The organism is Streptomyces sp. NBC_00459 (assembly GCF_036013955.1).
Lineage (GTDB): Bacteria > Actinomycetota > Actinomycetes > Streptomycetales > Streptomycetaceae > Streptomyces.
Genome location: NZ_CP107903.1, coordinates 4,664,106 through 4,687,696 on the forward strand (window position 1 = coordinate 4,664,106; position 23,591 = coordinate 4,687,696).

The following is a 23,591-nucleotide window of genomic DNA, read 5'->3' on the forward strand; positions in this document are numbered from 1 at the left end:
AAATCGTACGGAACCTGTACACCCACTTGTTCCAGAGGCCCCGGGCACGCAGGATCCGCGGCCGCGAGCCCGACCCCCGTACGGCTCGCGACCACGGATCCCGTCCCGGTACGGCGAGGACCCTCCACGCCGTCAGTGACCCGACCCCCAGCGGGGATCGAGGACGGTCAGCGCCGCGTCGTGGTCGGCGGTCAGCCAGTTCCTCACGTGCGGGGCCCGTGCCGTGTCCAGGACCCAGCCCACGACCGTCCCGTACCGCGGATCGGCCGCCGTCCGCGCGTCCCGCAGCCACTCGACGCAGGCGCTCACCAGACAGCGGTAGTCGGTGCGGCTCGCGTTGTCCGACTCCAGGTCGGTGCCGTACCCCGGGCCCTGCTCGCGGGCGAGCGCCACCCAGGGTTCCAGGACCCGCAGCGCGATGTCCGGGTCACCGCTGCGCAGGGCGCCCAGGACGAGGGCGAAGCGGTACGAGCCCTCGGTGAAGTAACGGTCCCCGCTCATCGTCTCGCGCAGCCGCGCGTCGATGTCGCGCAGGGCCATGACGGCGTCCCGCCGGTGACCGTTCATCAGGTGGTCCTCGAAGGTCCAGGTCAGCAGATGGAAACGGACGAGCACAGCGAGGATCTCGTCGTCCTTCCGCTCCGCCTCGTCGAGCAGGGCGTCGAGTTCCGCCCGGCGCTCACCGTGCTGCCACGGCCAGGCGTGACGGGGATACGTGCCGCTCCCGCACACCTGGCAGCGGCGCGGGATACCGGACTGCGGAGCGGCGAAGTACCCCGCCTCCCCGCAGTCCGGGTCGTCGCACACCCAGCCCTCGGCGAGGGCGTCCGGGGGCGCCTGGTATCCGTCCTTGGTGGGTGGCAGGCCTCTCGGCGCCAGCAGCCTCTTCAGGATCTCCATCGGGTTTCCCTCGCTTCAGCCGACGTTGGCGTGGTGGTCGTCCGTGGAGTTCGCGCAGACGTAGCCGGAACCGCCGCAGCGTCGGCAGGTGGTCCAGGGACCGACCTTTCCGTCGCACCGCGGGCAGCGGACCGCCCGCACCTTCTTGCGGCACCGGCGGTCGCCGCAGTAGACGTCCTTGTCCCGGGTATAGCTCACGCCGGCCTCATCTCACGCTCGCGGGCGGCGCGTTCGGCCGGGCTCAGCCGGCTGATCCGGCCCGAACGGCTGCCGCGCCGCACGCCCCACGGCGACGACGGCTGCCCTCTCAGCAGCCATACGGCGAGGGTGATCTCCCAGCCGATGGCCTTGCCGGCGCTGACCAGGAACCACTCCGGGCTGATCAGTATCAGCGCCGGCGGGACACCGTGCCAGAACGAGCCTCCCGCCCGTGCGTTGAAGGTCCACAGCGCGATCGCCACCCCGATCACGTGCCCGAGTGCCAGCACCGTTTCCATCGGTCCCCTCCCCTGACGTAACCCCGATTGCCCGTCCGCACAGGCCGGTTCCCTCTTTGGTACCGCTTCGGAGGGACCGGGCCCCGGTGCGTTGCACAGCTCGTTGGACGGTGCAAGGAGGGTCTTCGGAGCGCGCGGATTCGGGTATGTCAGCGGGATTTGTCATCCTTGCCGACGCGTCGTCCGACTCCTGCCACACTGACCGCATGAACACGCGTGCGGCGGACGGCACGGGTGCGGGGCTGGGGCGGCGGGCCCGCACGGCGTGGCTGTTACGGGTCAACCGCCTGCTGGCCGAGGAGAAACCGCTGAGGTCCCTGCCCGCCTTCGCGGCGGCCTTTCACGGCGGGTCGTACGGGCGCGAGGTGAGCGTCAGCACCGTCTCGCGCTGGGAGACCGGAAGAACTCCCGTTCCCTGGAACGCTGTTCGCCGATACGAGGAGCTGCTCGGCCTTCCCCGCAACCTGCTCACCGCCACCGCGCGCACGGTCCGGCGCTACTGGGCGCCCGGCCCGATCCTCGACGTCGACCCGGTCGCCCCCGCAGCCAGGCACCTGGAGGACCTGCTGGAGCAGGCGGTGTCCGGGGACGTGATGACCGGTGACGACTGGGACCAGCTGGTGGACGGGCTGTGCGCGGCGCCCGACGCGGTACTGATGCCGTCCGGCACCTGGTCACGGCTGGCCGAGCGGCTCGTCGAGGAGATGGTGATCGCCGACGACCTGCCGTGGATGCTCCGCTTCGAGTCGCTCAACCGGCTGCTGAACCACCGGCGGGGCGGCCGTACGGTCATCGCCGTGTGCGGAGTGATGGCCGCCGGACGGGCACGGCTGACGGCCACGGAGATCGTCTGCGCCCTGGACAACTGCGGGCACCCCGCGGCGGCCGACCAGGTACTGCGCGAACTCACCGATCCCAGCGGCGCGTTGGCGCACAGGGGCGCGGTCATGGCGTGCTTCCGCAAGGTCGACTACCGGCACTTCGACGAACGGCAGCTGTCAACTCTCGTACGGGCGGTGCGGGACTGCACCGGCGCCGGACCGCTCGGCGACCAGATCGAGCCGCTGCGCAGCCACCTGTCCACGGCGCACCCCGAGTTCGCCCGCACGGTGCTCGGCCGCCGCGGCGGGGGCCCGCTCGCGGGCAGACGGGCCGTCCGGCACCCGGGCGGCACCGGTCCGGCCGCCGGGGCGCCGGTGGCGGCGGCTGTCCGCCGGGTGACCGCGCGTCTGGGCGCGGTGGAACTCGGCCAGGGGTGCGACCCCGCGACACCGGCCGCCCTGGTCACCGAGGCGCTGGCCAGTCCGCTCTTCGACGTCAGGCTCTACGCCTCGTTCCTGCTCGCGGCCACCCCGTACCGCTCGACGCTGGCGGACGCGCTCGTGGCGGAGCTGGTGCGGCCGATGGCCATCCGGGACGAGGAGCTCGCGGTTCCGCTGCTGGAGGTGTTGCGCGTGCTCGGCGACCACCGCCACCGCGGGCTGCTTCAGTGGCTGGCCGTGACACCGGGGGTGCCGCGCTTCACCGCGTACGCGGCGGTGCGCGGCCTGGGCCATGTGGCGGCCGACCGCTCCACCGGCGACTTCCTGCGGGACGCCGTCGCCCATCACCACGCCGTGTGGCTGACCGACCGGGACCCGGTGACCGCGGCAACCCTGGAGAGCCTCGTCTACGCGCTCGGCATGGCGTCACGCGACGACCTGCTCGCCACGGTCAGATCGGGGGCCGACTTCCTGCCGGGGGCGCGGACGGCCGCGGCCTGGTGGCTGAGCATCCCCGGCCATCGACGCGCCAGCGCCCTGCTGTGAAGGACCTGCGGCGTGCGCCGGGCTCTCATCCGGAGCCCCGTTCACAGGTGACGTCCGCCGCGGCGGCAGCCGGCCGGAGCGGACGGGAGCACATGAGCCGGCGCGCGTCAGACCAGTTCGAGCCGCCGTTCCGGTCGCCGAGTCGGCGCGCACGCCGGTTCCCACCTTCTGGTGGTCCGTATGTAGCCGTCGATCACCGAGACCATCGCCAGCATGATCAGTGGTCCGAACACCCACGGATGTTCGGCCATCTCCGTCGACAGATAGCGGTACGACACCAGGAGCGCGGCGAAGACCGTCGCGCCGTGAGCGACCAGCCAGGTCGCCGACCGGTCCCAGCCACGTGCCTGCGCGCGCAGAGCCGCCTCGACCGTCAGCGCGAACACCACGCCGGCCACCAGGTCCGCGCCGTAGTGGTAGCCGAAGCCCAGCGTCGCGGTGAGCGTCGCGACCAGCCAGAACGTGCCCGCGAACCGCAGGAACCGGGGGCCCTGGCGGGAGTGGACGAAGATCGCGGTGGCCCAGGCGGTGTGCAGGCTGGGCATGCAGTTGCGGGGGGTGATCCCGTCGTACGGCATCGGGTTCGGGGTGGTGATCGGCAGTGGCGTGTTCGGCCACAGCTCGGCCACCGCCCAGTGTCCGCCGCCGGTGCCGAAGGCGCCGGGACCGTAGGCGAAGACCGGTCCGACCACCGGGAAGATCATGTAGATGCCCGGCCCGAGAAGGCCGATCGCCAGGAAGGTGCGCACCACGTGATGGCGCGGGAAACGGCCCTCGGCGACCACGTTGCGCAGCTGGTACAGCGCGACACAGACCGCGGCCACCGCGAGCTGGATGTAGACCCAGTCGAGAAGGTGGGTGCCGATCGGGCCCGTGGCCCTGACCATCCGGCCCACCAGCCACGACGGATCGCCCAGCGCGTGATCGGCGGTCGCCACGTACTGGTCGAGCACCGTCGGGCGGGTCTTCGACGTGATCAGCAGCCAGGTGTCGCCCGCCTTGCGGCCGGCCACCAGCAACAGGCCGAGCCCGACGCCCTTCAGCAGCAGGATCCGTTCCTGGCCGGTGCGGCGCGTGACGGCGATGACCGCACAGCCCAGCATCACCCACAGGGCGCCGTTGCCGAAGCAGTGGCCGCCCACCCTGGCGCCGACCGCCACCTTCACCAGCAGCAGGACGACGTCGATGCCGATCGCGACTCCGGCCGCGATGAACCGCTCCCGCCAGGTGAGCACCACCATCGTCAACGCCATGCTCGCGTAGAGCAGGGGCCCCGATTTGGGGGTGAACACCACCTCTCGCGCCTGGTTGGTGATCGGCCCCGGCAGGCCGTAGTGACGCGCGGCGATCTCCAGCGCGACAAGGAATCCGAGGCCCGCCACACCCGCCGCGGCCCAGAGCCCGGCTGACGGTCGCCGCCACATCGAGACCGTCGAGAACACGGCTCCTCGATGTATTCGCTCAAACACTCGTGGCGGCATATGTGGGTTTCCATTCGATTTGCCGGACTTCTGTCAATCAGTTACTGATCACGCTTCAGGGCAGCTTTCTCCTCCATGAAGAAAACCTGTGCAAGACCTGTCAGGGGCCCCCGACAGATGAAGATGGCTGGATCACCGTCCGGGTTCCGGACTCAGAACGCTCCCCCGCTGTCCACCCATGTCTCCTTGGCCTCCCGCTCCCACCTCGGGTCCCGGGTGCCCCGCTTCAACCGTTCGGCGCGCACCGGGTCGAGAGCGAGTTCGGCCGGGTGCGGCGGCAGATCGCGGCAGTGCTCCCGGAAGCGGTCGTGCCTGCCGGGCCACCACCGCAACGCCACCCATCCCAGCGGCACGGCGAGCATCAGCCACAGCAGAAAGCAGAAGAGGACCGCGAGGACGATACTCCAGACGCCGGACGAGGTGAAGTCCCGGAGGAACACCGACTGGACGGCGAACCAGAGGGCGAGCAGCAGGGCGGTCAGAATGGCCGACGTGCCCAGAGCGTCCTTGGTGCGGGCGGACCAGCGCGGCACCTTCGCGTCCTCGGCGCGCAGGAAGGCGTCACGCTGCCTCCCGTGCTCCCCGTCCCAGTGGAGCAGGTGCAACGCGACGGGTTCCGCGCGGCGCCGGAGGGTCGTCAGCAGGGCGGCGGGGACGGGGTGCGACGGTGTCCCGCCGACCGGGCCCCGGCCCTTGCCTGTCAGCGACAGCTCCCCTTCCTCGCCCACCCGCACCAGACCGGCCAGCAGCAGCTCGGCCGCAGCGGCCCGGTCGGCGTCCTCGGGCAGGCCGGCTGTGGCGACCGCGTGGTACGGGTCGATGATCACCGCGTCCAGGTGGGCGGCGGCAGCCCGGTCGGCACGGTCCCGGACCTGCCACAGCACGGCCAGGGCGACGTACACCCCTGCCGCGGCGGCCACCGCCACGCCCGACAGCTCCGCTTGGCTCATGAGCAGGTCCCCCCGGACGGCCACCACCCCAATGATGGATCGGCGCTTGTCAGAGTTTCCCACCATTCGGCGGATCCATGTCCGGGCCATCGACTTCGGCATGCCCGTAGCCCGTCACGCCTGCTGTCAGGGGGTGCTCGTGGACGGGCAGCGGGCTGCCCGTCCCCCACCCGTCGGAGCGATCGAACAAACCGATGGGCGCCGCGTACGGCGCCCATCGGTGTTGCGGGGTCAGGCCCCAGCGGTCAGATCAGCGGACCGGGGGTGCCGGGCGTGCCCGGCGTACCACGCGTCCCGGGGGTACCCGGGGTGTGGGGAGCGCCGGGGATACCGGACGTCCCAGGAGACCCAGCGGTACCAGGGGTCCCGGGAGTGTTGGGAGCACCGGGCATACCGGTCGTCCCGGTGGTTCCCGGCGTCCCGGTGGTCCCAGGCGTCTCAGTGGCGCCCGGGTCTCCGGGCCGGATGCGTCCGCGCCAGGCGCCCGTCTCTCCGCCGTGCTCCTCGACGTAGTCCTTGAAGCGGTGCAGGTCGCCCTTGACCCGGCGGTCGATGATGCCGAGCGCGTCCGCGCCCTTCTCGACCATGCCGGTGGGCTCGACCTCCATCGTGAGTTCCACGCGGGTGTGCGTGTCGTCGAGACGCTCGAACCGGACCGAGCCGCGCTGCTGGGTGTCGCCGCCCACGGAACGCCAGGTGATCCGGTCGTCCTGGAGCTGGTCGACGATCTCGGTGTCGAACTCGCGCTTCACCCCACCGATCTTGGTGGTCCAGTGGTTGTGGCGCTCGTCCAGCTGCTTGACCTCCTCGACGCCCTCCATGAACTTCGGGAACTCCTCGAACTGAGTCCACTGGTTGTAGGCGGTGTGGACGGGAACTTCGACGTCCACTGCTTCCTTGACCATGCTCATGCTTTCCTCCTCATTTGAGGTGTTGGCGGGCATTGGCGGTCTTCCGCACGACCTCGGGTACCCAGACTCATGGATTGAAGCCCTCGCGACTCCACCGGCTTCGGCGGCTGGGTCCGGAGTGGCTGTCGGCGCGGTCTTTGCGGGGGCGTGGTTCATTTTTTAGCCATGATCAACCTGCTCGTGAACCAACTCGGCCCCTTCCTGAGGAAGCGTGGGGCGCCGGTGATGGCGACGCGCCCCTCGCGCGGAACGGCGACTCACCGTTCCGTTCGTCCATGGGGGGTTCCATGCGGAGAACCGCACTCGTCGCGAGTGTCGTCACCGTACTCGCGCCGCTTCTCCTGACCGGCGCTTCCACGGCGTCGGCCGTGACCAAGGGCTCGCTCACCGTCAGGACGCTGGACCGGAGCGGCAAGGCGGTCTACGCCCAGGTCGCGGTCTACAACACGAAGACGCTGGACTTCCGCTACATCGAGAGCAACAAGGCGGCGTCGCTGCCCAACGGCACCTACGAACTCGCCACGTCCTTCAACGACGCCCAGGACAACGGCGTCGTCGGCGGCCACAGTGTGAAGGTCTCGGGCGCCACGAAGACCACGTTCGACGCGCGGGTGGGCCGCCAGGTCAAGGTCGCGCTCAGCCCGAACCCGGGCAGCGCGTACGACCACATGGTCGGCGCGTACGTCTGCGCCACCGACAACGGCCCCGCCGCCATGGGCACTTCGGCGGAGTCGGGCCACCTGTACGTCATCCCGACGAGCAACAAGGCGTACGAGCTGGCCTACAGCACCGCGTACCAGTCGCGTTCGACGACCGGCGGGGACTTCTGGCTGGCGTCCGCCACGCACCGGAACGGCGTGCCGTCCGGCGTCTCCGCGACGCTCAGGAGGACCGGGCTGACCACCCTCAAGGTGACCGCCCGTTCGGGCCCCGACAGCGGCCGGGCGCGGTTCTCGTTCGGCTACCAGTCGGCGAGCGGCGACGCCTGCTCGATGTACACGAACACGCTCCAGTTCGAGCGTGACCTGCCGAACTCCTTCGGCGTCCACGTCCCGCCCGGCCAGTGGACCGTGAGCCAGCAGAGCAACGACTTCGTCTACGGCGGGTCCCACACGTACGCGGCCGGAAGAACAACCACGCTGAACCTGGGCCACGCGGTCTGGGGACCCGGCGGAACGCTGCCCTACACCTGGTACCACCAGCTGTACTTCGGGAGCATCAACCAGTTCGCCGACCCGACCCTCACGGCCGGCGGCATCCTGGCCACCGGCACGGTGAAACTGACCCACGCGGGCAAGACGCTCTACTCGCGCAGCTACACCCAGGCGGACGACATCGACGCGCAGCCCCGGATCCCCGACGCGGGCTGGTACACGCTCACCGAAACCGGCCACCGCCGTCTGCCGGGCGGTTCCCTGTCGACCGACTCCACCCTCAGCCTGCGCTTCTACGCGGACCCCGGCAAGAACCAGCAGATCCGGGACTACATCACCCGGTTCTGGCCGAACTCCCTCGACAGCAGGAACCAGGCACCCCACGGCGCGACCACGACCGTCGTCCTCGGCATGCAGCGCAGCGGCACCGGCGACAGCACGGTGGGCCAACTGTCGGACGGTGTGAAGTCCGTACGCGCCTGGTACACCACGGACAACGGAGCCCACTGGCACGCCTCGGCCACGAAACTGTCCAACGGCAGGTGGACGGTTCCCGTCCACAACCCGGCCGCCGGCGGCCGGGTCGGCCTGCGCTCCACGGTCACCGACACCCACGGCGACAGCGCGACAACCACGGTGTACAACGCGTACGCCGTGAGCTGAGCCCGCCGGACCTTCCCCTGTCACGCTGTCGGCCCGCCCGAGGCAACTCCCTCGGGCGGGCCGACAGCGTGACCGAGCGGTTCACCGATCCTCATGTCACCGCACCTCGTGCCGACCCGACCGCTCAAGAGCAGGCGCAGGACCAGGCATAGGCGATGACCAGGGCGGCCAAGGCGAACGCGGCAGCCGCTGCGCCGGCGAGCCGCCCGCGCCGTCCTGGGCCGACAGGGCGAAGCAGCTCCCAGCCGCCATAACCGAGGAAGACCAGCAAGGCGCCACCCGCGCCCCCGGTGACGAGTGGGCTGCGCTCCCATCCCCACACGAACGCCAGAGCCAGACCGACCACGGCCAAGCAGCCCGCCACCGTCAGCACCATCTCGCCGACGAGCTCCTCCAGAAGTTCCTTCAGGAACGAGCCGACACCGCGGATCACCCGCAGGACACGACTCCGAGCCACAGAACCGCCACTCCCCCCGAGCCGGTCTCCAACGACCGGACTCTACGAGAGCGTGCGGCGCCGGGGAAGAGTGAACTCCTCGCGGGACGCCCCGTGCTGCCCTCCCGGCGGCGTACCACCCCGACCGGTCGGGAGCACTCCCAAAAGGTTGCTTGACTTAAGTAACTCCATTATGTTTGCCTAAGTCAAGCAACAAGTGACCCAGGAGCCCCCCATGCCGCACACCCCCGACGCGGCGGCCGAAGCAGGCCGCACCGGTCGCCTGACAGCCACCACAACCACCGTCCCGACCCTGACCCCCCGCACCGGCGGACTCGTCAGGCCCCTCTGGCAGTCCCCGCTCTCTTCCCGCCCGGCCGACCAGGTGATGAACGGCGTACGACCGTGACCATCGCCCTGACCTGCGTCCTCGCCCCCGGAGCGGTCGCGGCGGGCGTGGCCGCCCTCGTCGCCGCCTGGCACGGATGGGGCCACCGCACCACCATGTGACGCCACCGCGGCCTCCCCGGCCGCGGGCGCCCGGACCGGGACCACCTCCAGCGGAGAGGGTCCCGCCGCGCCGAACCCGTGGGGACGGAGGCGGCGCAGTCGCCGGGGCGGATACCGGAACGCCCCCCTCCGGCATCCGCCCCGGCGACACCCATGACGCCGATGACACCCATGACGCCGTCGACACCATCCGCAGGCGCACCGGAAGCGGCCGTTCGCCTCCTCGCCGCCGCCGGACCGCCTCCAGCACCGGACAGGAACCGCTCTCCTCATGATCAGCAGCCTCCAGCGGCAGCTGCACGACCGGCCCAGCCCCGTAGAACGTCCCGCCCCCGTCGACGTGGTCGTCGCCGGCGCGGTCTTCGTCTGTTCCTTTCCCGGCAGCCTCTTCACGCTGCCGGGCGGCCCGGCACTCCAGTGGTGGCCCGGCGCGCTGCTGACGGGCGTCTCCTGCGTGGCGCTGCTGTGGCATCGCTGCCACCCACGCACCACCGTGACGGTGACCGTCCTCTGCGCCACCGCCATGGCGGGCATGGGCCACGTTCTGTCGATTCTGCTGCTCGGACCACTCATGGTCGCGCTCCACTCACTGGCCCTGCGTACGGACCGGAAGACCGCCAACTCCTTCACCTGCGGTGGCATCGCCCTGCTGGTCAGCACGGCGCTGGTCGTCGGCCCCGCCGGTGAACCGCTGGTCCTCAAGCTGGTCGGCCCCGCCGCCTGGCTGCTGCTGCCCACCTCGCTGGGCACCGCGAACCGACTGCGCGGGGCCTATCTGGAGGCGGTCCGGGCGCGCGCCGAGCACGCGGAACGCACCCGGGAGGAGGAGGCGCGCCACCGGGTCACCGAGGAGCGGATGCGGATCGCCCGCGACCTGCACGACGTCGTCGCCCACCATCTGGTGCTGGCCAACCTCCAGGCCCGCGCCGTCGCCCGTCAGCTGCCCGCCCGGCCCGACGAGGCGGCGCGGATCGTCGCCGAACTGACCGGCACCACCTCCTCGGCCCTGCGTGAACTCAAGGCCACCGTCGGCCTGTTGCGGAACTCCGACGACCGGGACCCGCCCATGGAACCCACTCCGGGACTGGCCCGGCTGCCGGAACTCGCCGCCTCCTTCCAGCACGCCGGCCTCACGGTCGCCGTCACCGTCGAGGGGGAGCCACGGCCACTGTCGGCCGGCGTGGACCTCACGGCGTACCGGATAGCTCAGGAGGCTCTGACCAACGTCACCAAGCACGCCGCCGCCCGTTCGGCCGAGGTGCGGCTCACCTACTCCGCGGCGTCCGTCGTCCTGGCCGTCACCGACGACGGACCGGCGAAGAAACCCGGCTCGCCCACTTCCCCCAGCTCCCCCAGCTCCCCCGGCTCGCCCGACTCCCCTTGCCCGAGCGGCGGTTACGGCCTCATCGGCATGCGCGAGCGGGCCCATTCCGTCGGCGGGAGCTTCCGTGCGGAGCAGCGCGGCCAGGGGGGCGGGGGCGGCTTCGGAGTCGTCGCCGAGCTGCCTCTCCAGGCCGAACGGGCCGCACTGTGACGCAGGCCACCACATCCCCCTCCCATTGAACTTGCGTAAGTCAAGTAATTCTTCTTATGCTTGCGTAAGTCAAGCAACTTGATGCCTCGGCTCGATCCAGTACCCGCTTCGGTACTCGATTCGACGCTCGATTCCACGACTCGCCCCACGGAGGACCGACGCCATGTCCAACGCCCTTACCCGTCCCGCCGGAGCGGGAACATCCGCTCCGCCGAGGCCGAACGCCGTGGTGGCGGTACTGGCCCTGGCCGGGATCGTCGTCTCGCTGATGCAGACCCTGGTCATCCCGATCGTTCCCGAGCTGCCGAAGCTCCTGAACGCCCCGGCGTCCGACACCGCCTGGGCGGTCACCGCCACCCTGCTCGCGGCCTCCGTCGCCACACCGGTGGTGGGCAGGCTCGGCGACATGTTCGGCAAGCGCCGGATGCTGCTGGTCAGCATCGTGCTGCTGGTGTCCGGTTCGGTGGTCTGCGCGCTCGCCGACTCCCTCACCCCGATGATCATCGGGCGCGCCCTGCAGGGCCTCGCGGCAGCGGTCGTCCCGCTCGGCATCAGCATCATGCGCGACGTCATGCCCGCCGACCGGCTGGCCGGATCCACCGCGCTGATGAGCGCCTCACTCGGCGTCGGCGGCGCCCTGGGCCTGCCCAGCGCCGCGTTCATCGCCGACAACTGGGACTGGCACATCCTCTTCTGGGTCTCCGCGGCCCTGGGCGTCGTCGCCCTCGTCCTGGTCATGCTGATCGTGCCGGAGTCGAAGGTGCGCGCCGGCGGCCGGTTCGACCTGGTCGGCTCGCTCGGCCTCGCGGCCGGTCTGATGTCCCTGCTGCTGGCCGTGTCCAAGGGCGGCGACTGGGGCTGGACCAGCGGTACCACCCTCGGCCTGGGTGCCGCCGCCGTCGTGATCCTGCTGGCCTGGGGCTGGTGGGAACTGCGCAGCCCGCAGCCGCTGGTCGACCTGCGCACCACCGTCCGTCCGCAGGTGCTGTTCACCAACCTCGCCTCGATCGCGCTCGGCTTCTCGATGTTCGCGATGTCCCTGGTACTGCCGCAGCTGCTCCAGCTGCCCGAGCAGACCGGCTACGGCCTGGGCAAGTCCATGCTGACCGTCGGCCTGGTGCTGGCCCCGCAGGGCCTGGTCATGATGGCCATGTCCGCCGTGTCCGCGAAGATCACCAAGGCCAAGGGGCCGAAGGTCACCCTGATGATCGGCGCCCTGATCGTGGCCGGCGGCTACGGACTGAACCTCCTCCTGATGTCCGAGGTCTGGCACCTGATCCTGGTGTCCTGCGTCATCGGCGCCGGCATCGGCTTCACCTACGGCGCGCTGCCCGCCCTGATCATGGGCGCCGTCGACCCCACCCAGACCGGTGCCGCCAACAGCCTCAACACCCTGATGCGGTCCCTGGGCACCTCCTTCGCCAGCGCCCTCGCCGGTGTGATCCTGGCCCAGATGACCACCGACTTCGGTGGCATGGCACTGCCCTCGGAGAACGGCTTCAAGGTCGTCATGGCCATCGGCGCCGGAGCCGCCCTGCTGGCCTTCCTGCTCGCCTCCTTCATCCCGCGTCGACGTGAGAACACGCAGGGGGCCGCGCCGGACAGCCCGGTCGAGGCGCCGGAGGGTGCGGAGGTCGCCGCGGTCAAGGCGTAGGGCCTACGTCCCCTCAGCCACCGAACACGCGAAGAAGCCGTCGCCCGCACCCGCGGGCGGCGGCTTCTTCGCGTCCGCGTCCGCACTTCCACGTCCGCGTCCGCACTTCCGCGTCCGCCTTCCGCTCTCGTGCGCGAGCCGCGGCGGACGGGGCGTGATCCCCGTAACACTCGACTCGACCCCATATTGCTTGCGTAACTCAAGTAATTCGATATGCTTGAGTAAGTCAAGCAAATTCACGTCGCGGGCATCGCGGCCGCACGTACGAAGCGGATGGAGACCCGCCATGGACGAAGCGCCCCGGACCCCGGCGGTCCCGACCGCTCCCGGTCCGCTCGCCTCCTTCGTCCGGTTCGTGGTGTGCGGCGGCGGTGTCGGTGTCCTCTCCAGCTTCGCCGTGACGCTGCTGGCCCTGTCGATGCCCTGGGGACTGGCGAACGCGGTGATCACCATCGCCTCCACCCTTCTCTGCACCGAGCTGCACGCCCGCTTCACCTTCGGGGCCGGCCGCCGCGCCGGCCGCCGCGAGCACTGGCAGTCGGCGGGTTCGGCTGCCGTGGCGTACGTGGTCACCTGCGCGGCGATGCTCCTGCTGCACCTGGTCCAGTCGTCGCCCTCGGCCCTCACCGAGCAGATCGTCTACCTCAGCGCCTCGGGCCTCGCCGGTCTCGGCCGCTTCCTGGTCCTGCGGCTGTTCGTCTTCGCCACGGGGCGCGGCAGTGGCAGCGACAGCACCACCACGCCGGTTCCGGCGTGCGTCCCGGTCGGCGGTCTCAGCGGCGGGCCGAGGACGGTCACGGCACGCCCCGCGATCGGCGGACCCTCCGGGCACAGGCTCCGGCCGGCACACCTCCCCCGGCGGGAAACGCACCGCGGCCTTCACCGCCGCCCGATGCCTGGTCACCACCGGCGTCCGACGGTCACCACGGGCACGACGGCGGGTACCCGCCCAGCGCGTCGGAGCGGCAGGCCGTCCGGCAGCGCCCGGAACGCCTTGCACCGGCTCGAAGGGCGTACGGCCCGCAAGCCCCGCCGGTCGGGGGTGAGGGTCGCGTCGGTGTCGTAGTCGGCGGGCGCCCGGAGGAGGAGGGCTGCACGTCGCGGCGGCAGCGGACGGGACGGGCGGACCCGGGGTCGGCCCGTCTCCCCCAGCGGCAGGCCCGCGCGCGTGGCCGACCGTTCCGCGCGTCGGCGAACGAACGGGCCCGGACGAACCATCGTCGTCCGGGCCCGGGATGCGGTGGCGAAGGCCGGTTCAGAACAGGCCCTTGTACCCCTGCCAGCCGGTGGCGATCTTCGTGCGGCCGCCGAAGGAGCCCTTGCCGTTGCCGTTGTTGCGCCAGAGGGCGCCGGCGGTGTCGCGTGACACGAGGTCGGCCCTGCCGTCGCCGGTGATGTCGCCCACGCCCACGATCGCGTCGTAGGACGCGCCCCAGTCGTTGAAGACCTTCACCCGAGCCCTGAACTTGCCGGTCGCGGTGCCGTCGTAGCGCCACAGCTCGTTCGAACCGTCCTGCGCCAGCAGATCTCCGTGGCCGTCGCCGTTCAGGTCACCGGCACCCAGGACCTTCTTGTAGCTCTTGAACCCGGAGTGGACCTTCAGCCTCGCCGAGAGCTTCCCCGTGGCCGTCGCCCTGTAGAGGTAGATGTCCCCGGTCGATGCCTGGCGGGCGATCAGGTCCGCCCGGCCGTCACCGCTGACGTCCCCGGGCGAGGTCAGCACGTCGTACTGGTTCCAGCCCGACCCGAGCGAGGTGTACGCGGTCGACGCGGTCAGTGCCGCCCCGCACGCGGGCCGGTAGGCGCGCAGTGTGCCGTCGGCGAACCGGACGAGCACGTCGTTGCACCGGTCACCGCTCAGGTCGCCGAACGGCACCGCCCGCACCGTCGCCGGCCACCCGGAACCCGTCCGCTTCCCGGTGAGGGTTCCCGTGCCGGTTCCGTAGTGGTACGACAGCCCGCCCGAGGCGTTCAGCGTCAGCAGCTCGCCGAAGCCGTCCGACCCGAAGAAGTCCCGCCGGACCGGGGCCGCGCCGGTGACCTTCACCGTGCCCGTCTTCGTCAGCGTCGCACCCTGCCCGTCCGCCGGGACGGCGGTCAGCGTCCACGTGTACGCCCCGTTGGGCACCAGCCGGCCGGCCCCGTCCTTGCCGTTCCACGACGCCGGGATCACCCCACGTGCCGTACCGCCGGACAGGGTGCGGAGCGTCGCGCCGGTGGCCTTGTTCCTGATCACGAGCTTCCAGGAGGCGGCCGGCTTCGACAGCCACCACTTGGGGTTCCAGGTCGTGGCGCCGCCCTTCACGTCGGCCGACGCGGCGACGGACGAGTCGAGCTGGGTGAGCGGCGATACGGGGATGCCGCTGGGCACGAGGTGGGTGTTGTTCCCGGCGTCGACGTAGGCGATCAGGCCGGTGTGCGGGTCCACGTCCCAGGGCTCCCAGGACCGGGAGGCCTCCACCGTGTGCGACACGGCTGTGCCGGTGCGGACGTCGGTCACCTTCAGAGTGCCGTCGCCGGCGGTGACGACGAAGCCGTCGCCGAGTTCCGCGGTGTCCCAGGCTCCTTTGGTGAGGGTCAGGCTGGTCTTCCTGACGGTGTCGTAGACGCCCTGCGCCTCACCCGATCCGACGCACGACCACAGCAGCCAGCGTCCGACGGCCTGCAGGTCCTCCAGCAGACATCCCCGTCCGAAATACACCGACTCACCCTGCTTGCCGGTGCGTACGTCGACCGGTACGGCGCTGTCGTTGCCGTCGCGGATCCACAGGGTGGTGCCCCACATCGTCATGCCGTGCTGCGGCGGGACCAGCACCGTGCGGCCCGAGTCGAGGTCGATCACCCTCGTCCGCGACCCGGCTTCGTCGGTGGAATCGGTGGCCATCGCGACGTGGCGGCCCGCGGTGGCCATCACACGGACGTAGTTGTGCGAGGGGTCGACGGGTGTGCCGGGCAGTGAGCCCGTCGGCTGCACGACCCGGGGCACGGGATCGGCGCCCGAGGACCACAGGTTCCAGACCACCGTACGGCCGTCTCCGGTCGCCACGATCTCGGATCCGCCGCCGGTACCGTGGTTGGTGCGGGAGCCGACCGTGAGGGTGTCACCGGCCACGTCGACCGGCCGGCTGTACATGAACGTACGGTCCTGTCCCCTGTCCTGTTCCAGCACGGTCAGCCGGCCGTTGGCCAGGGTGAGTCGGCGCACCGGATCGGTCACGGACTGCAGTTCCGAGTCGGCGATCCGCTGGACCACGGGAGTGCCGTCGGAGCCCGCCCGGATCAGGTTCACTCCCCACTCCGCGGTGTCGAGGCCGCTGCCGGGCACCAGAAGCCCGCCGTCGGGGGTGGGGGCCGCGACGGAGAAGGTCCGTGACCGGGCCAGCACGGTTCCTGTCGTCGAGCCGTCGGCGGCGACCGAGTCGACCCGCCATACGGGCAGGTTGCCGTCCACGGCACCCAGGGAGGAGTCGTACCGGGAGACGAGGAGCGTGTCGCCGACCATGCCGAGCAGCGCCGTCCTGCCGTCGTTCTCCAGTGGCACGGTACGGACAGCGGGGGCGGTCAGGTCGTCCCGGGAGTAGACGGAAACGGTGTCGAAGCCGTCCCACGCCAGCAGGTGGGTGGCGGTGAGGACGGTCCGGCTGGTCGTGACGTGGCCCAGATCGTGGGCCAGCCCGACCAGCCGGCCCTCGTCGGCGTCGAGCCAGCCGCTCCGGAGGACCCCGTCGACCCGGTACCGGACCAGCATGCCGTGGGCGTCGCCCAGAGGCGCATCGGTGGTGTCCACCTCGGTGATGCCGTCGGGGACACCGGCCACCGGGCGGTCGCGCACGGTGCCGTCGTCCTCGGCGTCGAGCAGATGCCACGTCCGGTTGCCCGACGACGTGGTCGTCACGACGGTCCGTCCGAGCGTGCCCTGGTACGTGTGGCCCTCCGGCAGCGGGATCGTCACGGCCGTCCCGCCGGCCGCCATGTCCCTCAGCGACACGGTCCGGGTGTCGCTGTCGTAGCGGGCGACGACGTCCGAACCGGCACCGAACTCCGGCATTCCCCAGGTCTCGGTGGCCGATGAGTCCACCACCGTGTCCTCACCCGTGTAGGTGGTCCACAGATGGCCACGTCCGGGTTCGTAGCGCAGGAACCCCGACGGTCCCGCGCTCAGCACGGCGGTCCAGGGCTGCAGGGACGTTTCAGCCGGGATGATCACCTCTGCGGCCGCGGCCGCGTGCGCGTCGAAGGCCAGCGGTCCGAGGCCCATGGTCAACGTGAGCGATGTGGCGACGGCGATACCACCACGTATGAGGGCATGTCTGCCCACTCGGTTCCTCCACAGGAGACGGGAGACGGGAAACAGAAGCCAGGAAAGCCGGGAAGTTCGCGTGACGGGCGCTGCGGCTGCGGGCTGACCAGCCGTCGCTGCGCGAACCACCCTCCCGAGTGGCCGGATTTTAGCAGCGGCCCGAGTAGGACATGACAAACGAGGCACTGAGGATCCGTACGCCCGGCGTCGAGCCCGGGTCGATGTCGGTGGGTTCGCGTACCCGGCACACGCGCCCAGGGCGTCAGCGCCGCCGGGGAAGCAGGACCGTCACACGCCCAGGGCTCCCCGTACCGTCTGCGCGAGTTCGCCGACCGCGACGGCGAGCGGGGTCACCGGCTGGACGAACGCGGTCAGGCGGTCCAGGGCGCGACGCAGGACCGTCGGCTCCGGCTCCGCCTCGTCGAGTTCCTCCCGCAGGCGCCGCAGTTCCCGGGTGGTGGCCTCGGGGTCGGCCAGCGCCTCGCGGTGCTCGGAGAGCAACTGCTCGACGTGGACGATGAGTTCGGACATCCGGGCGGCGGTCTGCTCCGCGTCCTGCGGCTGGAAGGAGACCGAACCGGAGAACGCCTGGGCCTGGTGGCCGATCGCCTGGTTGCCCACGTAGTGCGTACCGCCGTTGATCACGAGGCCGTTGTTGACGGGCGGTTCAGGACGGACGGACGGCTCTGGACGGACGGACGGCTCTGGGCGGACGTACGGCTCCGGACCGCCGGCCTCACTGCTGCTGCTCATCGCCAAGTCCCTTCCTTCCGACGTTGCTTCACTTCTCGACGCCGGCGGTGGCTGCTCCGGCGGCGGTGCCGGCCGGGCCGGTCTTCTGTGTGACGTTCTGGGTGGCGTTGGCCCCCGCGCCGATCGCCTGGTTGCCGATGATGCTCGTGCCGCCCTGCTGGATGACACCCTGGTTGAGGATGGTCTGCTGCTGGGCGCGGAAGTCGGTGGTGTCGTAGCCGCGTGCGTCGAGGAACTCCCGGATCGCGGCGAGAGTGTGGCGTTGCACCGCCGAGGTGATCCGCTGGGCGTCCACGACCTGGAAGTAGTTGTGGTATTTGGGGCTGAGCGCCATCTCCCGCACGCTGTCCCGGGCGCCGTAGTCGAAGATCGGGTCCTGCTCCATGGCGGTCAGTTCGTCCACCATCCGCCGGGTGCGCCGGGTCTCGAACAGCGCCTGACGCCAGGCGCGGCCGGGCGCGCCGAGGAACGCCGGGCCGGTGCGGACGACGGCGTCGGCCAGCAGCCCGCGCTCCCGCTCCGGGGTGAGCGGGTCCCGCAGACGGTCCACGACGTGGTAGGCCGCGTCCACCGGCCCGAGCACATGGTTGCCGCCCTGCACGTGCAGCGTCCTGCCCGCGACCGAGAAGTGCAGGAACACGCTCGGTACGACGTCGCCGCCCCACAACGGCACATGGACCGCCAGACAGTGGCGGACCGTGCCCGTCGGACGCAGCATGATCTGCTCGACCTCCTCGGCCGACAGCCGTGCGGCCGGGGCCAGTTCGGCGGGCGTGATGAAGCGGTCGTCGTCGCCGATGGTCGTGCCGTCCACGAAGACCCGGTCCTCGACGGTGAGGGAGGCGAGGGTCTCCGGGTCCTTGTACGCCGTACCGTCCGGGCCGGTGCGTGCGGCGACCGCGCGCAGCTTCTCGCGTACGTGGTCGACGAGTTCGACGACGGTGAACGCCTCCGGTTCGGCGGCGCGCGTGCCCGTGTCGACGGGGTCGTCGGCGGGCAGGAGCGGCACGGCGAAGGGCCAGTCGAGGCTCACGGCGGCGTAGCCGACGAACGGGGAGAACCCGCTGTACACGGTGACGTTTCCGTCCCGTGCCGCCTTGACGACCGCCAGCCGGTTCGCGATCCACTCCCGCCGCGGCACGGGTGGCGGGGGCCGCCAGGGGAACTTCTCGCGGGTCATGGTGGTCCGCAGCATCCGGTCGATGTCGAGGTCGTGCCGTACGACCGTGCCGTATGCGAACAGTGCCGCGCCGACGGACGCCAGCACGGCCGGAATCCCGGCCAGATAGGCGCCGAGCAGCCAGCTCGGGAACCCCGACAGGGACGATGCCGCGAGGGAGTTGCCGACGTAGAAGGCGTACACCGTCATCACGCCGGCCGCGATGCCGGCACGGGTCAGCGCCCCGCTGCCGGACTGCTGCAGGCCACGGGTGGTGAGGCTGACCCGGGTGCGGCCCAGCCAGCCGGTGATCAGCAGGAACACCGCGCTGAACAGCAGCCACAGCGGCGCGAGCACGGCCACGACCGCGAACGCCCCCGCCAGCCGCAGATCCCGGACGCGCCGACCCTCCTGCGCCGCAAGGCAGTGGCGGGCGACCGCCACCAGGTCGACGCCGGGCGAGGGGGCCACGGCGCTGACCTCGTCGGCCAGGACCTCGTCCACCACCCGCTCGGCGAACTGCTCGTCGATGTAGGCGGCGGTGCACAGATACCGGGTGACGTCACCCGGCGTGGTCCCGACCGGCATGTGTGCCTGCGGGGTCGTCGTCATGGCATCTCCCTTTCTCCGGCGGGGCGTTGAACGGAGTGACGAACTGAGCGGCGGTCCGAACGGCTGACGGAACCAGGCCTTCGTGTCGCCCGCCGGCGCGGCGCCGGACGCCGCGGGAAGCCCGACGGTCAGCAGGGCGAGGAGGACACCCGTCACCAGGCCGAAGGCGAGGGGAGCGTGCACGAGTTCGTGGCGCAGTCCGGCGGTCGACAGACCCAGTCCCTCGACGAAGATGCTGAGCATCCACCACCGCAGCAGGGCCACGACCTCCGACACCAGAACGGCCGCGACCAGGCAGCGGCTCCACCCCGCCGCCCCACGGGCCCACGGCCGCGACAGCACCCGGGCGAGCGCCACCAGCAGCATCACGACGCTGAGGTCCTGCACGACCAGCATGGACGGGCCGAGGTAGTCGATGTACGCGTGGGGGGAGAAGTCCCACCTCGGGACGAACGCCCTCTCGACCAGCCAGCGCGTGGCCTCGTCCTGGTAGTGGTCCACGTAGAGGTCGCCCACGTGCCTCTGCGCCCAGGGGCTGCCCACGAGGATCAGGAGCAGGCACAACAGCGCGATACGTCCGCGCAGGGGCGATCTGGCTCCGGACACACTCCACCGAGGCAAGAGCACGTGACGTCCCCCCGTCGCCGATCCCCCGCGACCCGTGGCCGCACCCTATGGCTATCCCCGCTCGCGGTGAATGGGAACCCGTGAACTCACTTGACCCACACGGCAGTTGTGGAACACGGAAGAGTCCCGTCCGGGGCGGTGGCAGCACCGCCCCGAACGGGACTCGACACCCTGCCCGAGAGCTACTCGGTGGTGAGGTAGGCGCGTTCGATCGTCTGGACCAGCGTGTTGCCGGCCCGGTCGGTCAGCTTGGCCCGCAGCGAGACGGAGCCCGCCGTGGCCGGGTGGGTCAGCGCCAGGTGCGTACCGCCGACGGCCCTGGTGTGCTGCCAGGTGGCGCCGTCGTCGTAGGAGACCTCGAAGGAGAGCCTGGCGGGACGCTGTCCGGCCGCCCCGCCCTCGACGGTGAAGGGCACCGTGAACCGCTTGCCCGCCTTCGCCGTGCTGGACAGGCTCAGGTCGGGCGAGAAACGGACCACCGACAGGGGCAGCCGCGTCGACTCGTCCTCGGGGGTGGTGGCGGAACGGAAGGTCCACTCGGCCCGGACGCGCGTGCTGACCGGATACACCGCCGGGTCACGGGAGTTGTCGACCGTCAGCCGGTACGTGGTGTCCTGGGCCGGAACCGTGTACTCGGTGACGCCGTCGCTCGGCGAGGTGTCGAAGTCGTCGGCGATCTCCTTGCCGTCCGCCTCCAGTCGGGCGCTCACCGAGGTGTAGTCGCTGATGCCCCAGTGCCCGGCGCCGTCGCCGAACAGCGGCACGAAGGCCCTGATGACGTTGCCGTACCGCATGACTCCGGGGAATCCCCGCTCAGGTCCGACGTCCGAGGCGGCGGGCAGGGCCGGGCCGAAGACACCGACGTTGAAGCGCTCGGTGTGGTTTCGGCCGGCCTGCCAGGTCCTCGGCATCCGCATCAGGAAGTTCTCCCAGACCGTGTCGCGGTCGTCGCCGCTGGTCTGCCAGGTACGGAAGGACCACTTGACGTCGTTGGCGAGGACGTAGTCCGTGGTGCTCAGCGGCAGGACGCCGCGCAGGTCGTGGTCGGTGAAGATCAGCTCCCCGTCGGGGGTGTGCGGCGACACCTCGACCTGGACGCGCCTGCCCTCGACGGGCACACCCACCTGGAGGTCGACCTTGGCGAGCTGGCTCCGCCGGACGACTGCGGCGAAGCCCGTCAGCCGGCCTGGGCGGTTCCAGCCCAGGTGGTAGGTGACCGGCCTGCCCTCGGCGTCCTCGCGGGTCCAGTCGCCGGCGAACACGGCGGACATGCCGTCCGTGGACGTGCCGGAGCCGAACTGCCCGAACCGCGAGCCCTGGAAGGTCGGCAGGATGTACTGAAGTCTGCCCGGGCGCAGGTCCTCGCCCCGGTCATGGCTGAAGGCGACCGTGGCCTCGGTGTTCTCGGCGGCCGCGTCGGGCACGGTGATCTCCACCGGCCGCGCCTGCCGGGCGTCGACCGTGACGGTGGTGTCCCTGTCCAGGGTCAGCTTCGGCTGCACCAGCATGGCGTGGGTGACGGACTCGAGGTACGGGTGGATCACCCCGTCGAGGGTGTAGTCGCCCTTGGGCAGCCGCACCGTGAGCTCGCCGTCCTGCTCGTCGGCGTAGCGCTCGAAGAAGTCGCCGTCGTAGTCCGCGACGGAGGTGACGGCGTCGCCGGTCGGCTCGCCGTTCTCGTCGAGGTGCTTGATCGTGAGGTTGTACGACTCGGCCTCGCGCTCCACGCCGACAGCGGTACGCACCTGGACCCTGCCGTCGGCCGAGACGGCGGCCACCGAGCCGCCGAAGGAGCCGTCGGTGGTCCCGGCGCGGGTGTCCGCGGTGACGGAGGCGCTCGCCTCGCCGCCCGCCGGGACGGTGATCCGCTGCGGCGACACGGCGAACATGCCTTCGGCGGCGGGCTTGCCGTCCACCGAGGAGGCGTCGAGGGACAGGTCGAGAGTGACCGGCTCCGTACCGAGGTTGCGGTACGTCACCTGCTTGGTCGCCGGGGTGTCGTCGCCGTGCGGCCACTGCTGGAGCCCGAAGTCGAGCGGCTGCTGCCGCTCGGTGACGACGCTCTGCTCCAGCGCCCTGACCAGGTCGGTGCGGCCGGTTCCCTGCTGGAAGGAGCTGTACGCGCCCGGCTTGGCGGAGCCCGTGAGGACCGCCTTGACGCGCTCGCCGGTCCAGTCGGGATGCTGCTGGGTGAGGATCGCGGCGGCGCCCGCGACATGCGGGGTCGCCATGGAGGTGCCGCTGATGGTGAGGTACCCGGGTATGTCGGAGGGGAACCACTCCTCCAGCAGGCTGCCCGAGGCCGCCGCGGCGGTGATGTCGACGCCGGGCGCGGTCAGGTCGGGCTTGCCCCCGCTGTCGCCGACACGCGGGCCACGGCTGGAGTCCACGGCGAGGGCGTCCGCCTTGTCGACCGAGCCCACGGTGAGCGCGGCGTCCGCACTGCCCGGCGAGCCGACGGTGCTCTCGCCGGCCTCGCCCTCGTTGCCGGCCGCGATGACGAAGAGGGCGTCGGTCTCGGCGGAGAGCCGGTTGACCGCCTCCTCCAGCGGGTCGATGCCGGGCAGGTCCTGGCCGCCGAGGCTGAGGTTGACGACGTCGGCGCCCTGGGCCACCGCCCACTCCATGCCCGCGATGATCCCGGAGTCCATGCCGGAGCCGTTGTCGTCCAGGACCTTGCCGTTCAGGAGTTTCGCGCCGGGGGCGACACCCTTGTACTTGCTGTCGGCCTTGGCTCCCGTACCGGCCGCGATGGACGCCACATGCGTGCCGTGGCCGAACCTGTCGGCGGTGCCGGAGGGGGAAGCGGTGAAGTCCTGTCCGGCGATCACCTGGGAGGCGAGGTCGGGGTGGGCCGTGTCGATGCCGGTGTCCAGGACGGCGATCCTGACGCCGGTGCCGTCGTAACCGGCGGCCCAGGCGGTCGGCGCGCCGATCTGCGGCACGCTCCTGTCGAGGCTGGCCTTGCGCCTGCCGTCGAGCCACAGCTTCTCGACGGCGGTCGAGGCGGTGAACTCCGTTGCCCCGTCGGCCTTTTCGCTCGTGCCGGTGACGGCGTTCCAGAAGTCGGCGCCGCGCTTCTTCACGGGCCGCATCGCCTTGCCGTTGACGACCGGAAGCGCCCGGCCGACCTTGGCCCCGGCCCCGGTGAACGGGGTCATCGAGGGGGCCTTCCTGCCCCGGAAGGTGACGATCAGCGGTACGTCGCCTCGGCCCGCGTCGTCGTAGCCGTCGGCGACCAACTGGGTCACGTCGAACAGCCGGACATCCAACCTGCCCTGCGCCAGCAGCAGTTCGGCGTCACCTGGCACGACCTGGGTGTGTCCGTCGACCACTCGGACGGAGAACGGCACCCGCTCCCGGCCCTCGGCCCGCACCACGCCGGTCACCTGACCGGCGCCGTCCATCATGACCCGGTCACCTGTGACCAGGGTCACTGTCTTCATGGCCTTGGCCGTACCGGCCGCCTTGGACGCCTCGACCGTCCTGACGGTAGTGGCGCCGCTCGCGTCCTGGGCTTCCGCGCCCGGGACACCGGCCAGCAGAAGGGCCGTGGAGGCCACTCCGGCGGCCATGACCGCACGCTTTGGTCTTGCGCGTAAATCCACCTGCACTCCTGACACTTCGAGAAACCTCGATCAA

General features: G+C 71.1%; 15 protein-coding genes and 2 pseudogenes. 6 read left to right on the plus strand and 11 right to left on the minus strand.

What is annotated here, in order from left to right; all coding sequences use genetic code 11:
* Positions 1-132: 132 nt before the first annotated feature.
* The 3 genes from OHN74_RS20370 to OHN74_RS20380 are packed head-to-tail and all read right to left on the minus strand — an operon-like array spanning position 133 to position 1,397.
* A complete protein-coding gene (locus tag OHN74_RS20370) occupies positions 133-900 on the minus strand; it encodes a hypothetical protein (protein ID WP_327695987.1) in 768 nt (255 codons plus the stop codon).
* Between the two features lie 15 nt (positions 901-915).
* Entirely contained in the window at positions 916-1,098 is a 183-nt protein-coding gene (locus tag OHN74_RS20375; RefSeq protein WP_327695988.1) for a hypothetical protein, read from the minus strand.
* The gene (locus OHN74_RS20380; RefSeq protein WP_327695989.1) at positions 1,095-1,397 is read right to left on the minus strand and encodes a hypothetical protein; all 303 of its coding nucleotides are present in this window, start codon (positions 1,395-1,397) and stop codon (positions 1,095-1,097) included. Before OHN74_RS20380 ends, OHN74_RS20375 begins: the two co-directional genes overlap by 4 nt.
* Before the next feature lie 206 nt (positions 1,398-1,603).
* Here OHN74_RS20380 and OHN74_RS20385 point away from each other — a divergent pair, with 206 nt between their 5' ends.
* Complete coding sequence (locus OHN74_RS20385; RefSeq protein ID WP_327695990.1) at positions 1,604-3,205, plus strand: helix-turn-helix domain-containing protein; 1,602 nt, start codon at positions 1,604-1,606, stop codon at positions 3,203-3,205.
* Between the two features lie 107 nt (positions 3,206-3,312).
* Here the strand turns inward: OHN74_RS20385 and OHN74_RS20390 are convergent, their stop codons facing one another.
* From OHN74_RS20390 to OHN74_RS20400, 3 genes and pseudogenes are all read right to left on the minus strand, one after another.
* Positions 3,313-4,629 (minus strand): phosphatase PAP2 family protein, encoded by a 1,317-nt coding sequence (locus OHN74_RS20390; RefSeq protein ID WP_327700200.1) that lies wholly within the window; start codon positions 4,627-4,629, stop codon positions 3,313-3,315.
* Between the two features lie 209 nt (positions 4,630-4,838).
* Positions 4,839-5,636: a hypothetical protein gene (locus OHN74_RS20395; RefSeq protein WP_327695991.1), complete on the minus strand. Its 798-nt coding sequence runs from the start codon at positions 5,634-5,636 to the stop codon at positions 4,839-4,841.
* A gap of 446 nt (positions 5,637-6,082) precedes the next feature.
* Positions 6,083-6,547: pseudogene (locus tag OHN74_RS20400) on the minus strand (SRPBCC family protein); the annotation flags it as partial.
* Between the two features lie 287 nt (positions 6,548-6,834).
* Here OHN74_RS20400 and OHN74_RS20405 point away from each other — a divergent pair.
* Positions 6,835-8,364 (plus strand): hypothetical protein, encoded by a 1,530-nt coding sequence (locus OHN74_RS20405; protein WP_327695992.1) that lies wholly within the window; start codon positions 6,835-6,837, stop codon positions 8,362-8,364.
* A gap of 124 nt (positions 8,365-8,488) precedes the next feature.
* On the opposite strand, the gene OHN74_RS20410 is transcribed toward OHN74_RS20405, so the two are convergent.
* Positions 8,489-8,821, minus strand: a complete 333-nt coding sequence (locus tag OHN74_RS20410; protein WP_327695993.1) for a hypothetical protein — start codon at positions 8,819-8,821, stop codon at positions 8,489-8,491.
* A 214-nt stretch (positions 8,822-9,035) separates the two neighbouring features.
* Here OHN74_RS20410 and OHN74_RS20415 point away from each other — a divergent pair, with 214 nt between their 5' ends.
* The 4 genes and pseudogenes from OHN74_RS20415 to OHN74_RS20430 form a co-directional block, all read left to right on the plus strand.
* Positions 9,036-9,209 carry a hypothetical protein gene (locus OHN74_RS20415; protein WP_327695994.1) on the plus strand — a complete coding sequence of 58 codons (174 nt, stop codon included), beginning with the start codon at positions 9,036-9,038 and terminating at the stop codon, positions 9,207-9,209.
* 372 nt (positions 9,210-9,581) lie between these two features.
* Complete coding sequence (locus OHN74_RS20420; RefSeq protein ID WP_327695995.1) at positions 9,582-10,844, plus strand: sensor histidine kinase; 1,263 nt, start codon at positions 9,582-9,584, stop codon at positions 10,842-10,844.
* Between the two features lie 163 nt (positions 10,845-11,007).
* Complete coding sequence (locus OHN74_RS20425; RefSeq protein WP_327695997.1) at positions 11,008-12,498, plus strand: MFS transporter; 1,491 nt, start codon at positions 11,008-11,010, stop codon at positions 12,496-12,498.
* Positions 12,499-12,784: 286 nt separating this feature from the next.
* Positions 12,785-13,211, plus strand: a pseudogene (locus OHN74_RS20430) (GtrA family protein); the annotation flags it as partial.
* A 542-nt stretch (positions 13,212-13,753) separates the two neighbouring features.
* Here the strand turns inward: OHN74_RS20430 and OHN74_RS20440 are convergent.
* The 4 genes from OHN74_RS20440 to OHN74_RS20455 form a co-directional block, all read right to left on the minus strand.
* The gene (locus OHN74_RS20440) at positions 13,754-16,816 is read right to left on the minus strand and encodes an FG-GAP-like repeat-containing protein (protein ID WP_327695998.1); all 3,063 of its coding nucleotides are present in this window, start codon (positions 16,814-16,816) and stop codon (positions 13,754-13,756) included.
* 270 nt (positions 16,817-17,086) lie between these two features.
* On the minus strand, positions 17,087-17,551 hold the full coding sequence (locus OHN74_RS20445) for a DUF5955 family protein (RefSeq protein WP_327695999.1): 465 nt from the start codon (positions 17,549-17,551) through the stop codon (positions 17,087-17,089).
* 28 nt (positions 17,552-17,579) lie between these two features.
* Entirely contained in the window at positions 17,580-19,928 is a 2,349-nt protein-coding gene (locus OHN74_RS20450) for a hypothetical protein (RefSeq protein ID WP_327696000.1), read from the minus strand.
* A gap of 203 nt (positions 19,929-20,131) precedes the next feature.
* Positions 20,132-23,524: a S8 family serine peptidase gene (locus tag OHN74_RS20455; RefSeq protein ID WP_327696001.1), complete on the minus strand. Its 3,393-nt coding sequence runs from the start codon at positions 23,522-23,524 to the stop codon at positions 20,132-20,134.
* Positions 23,525-23,591 lie beyond the last annotated feature (67 nt).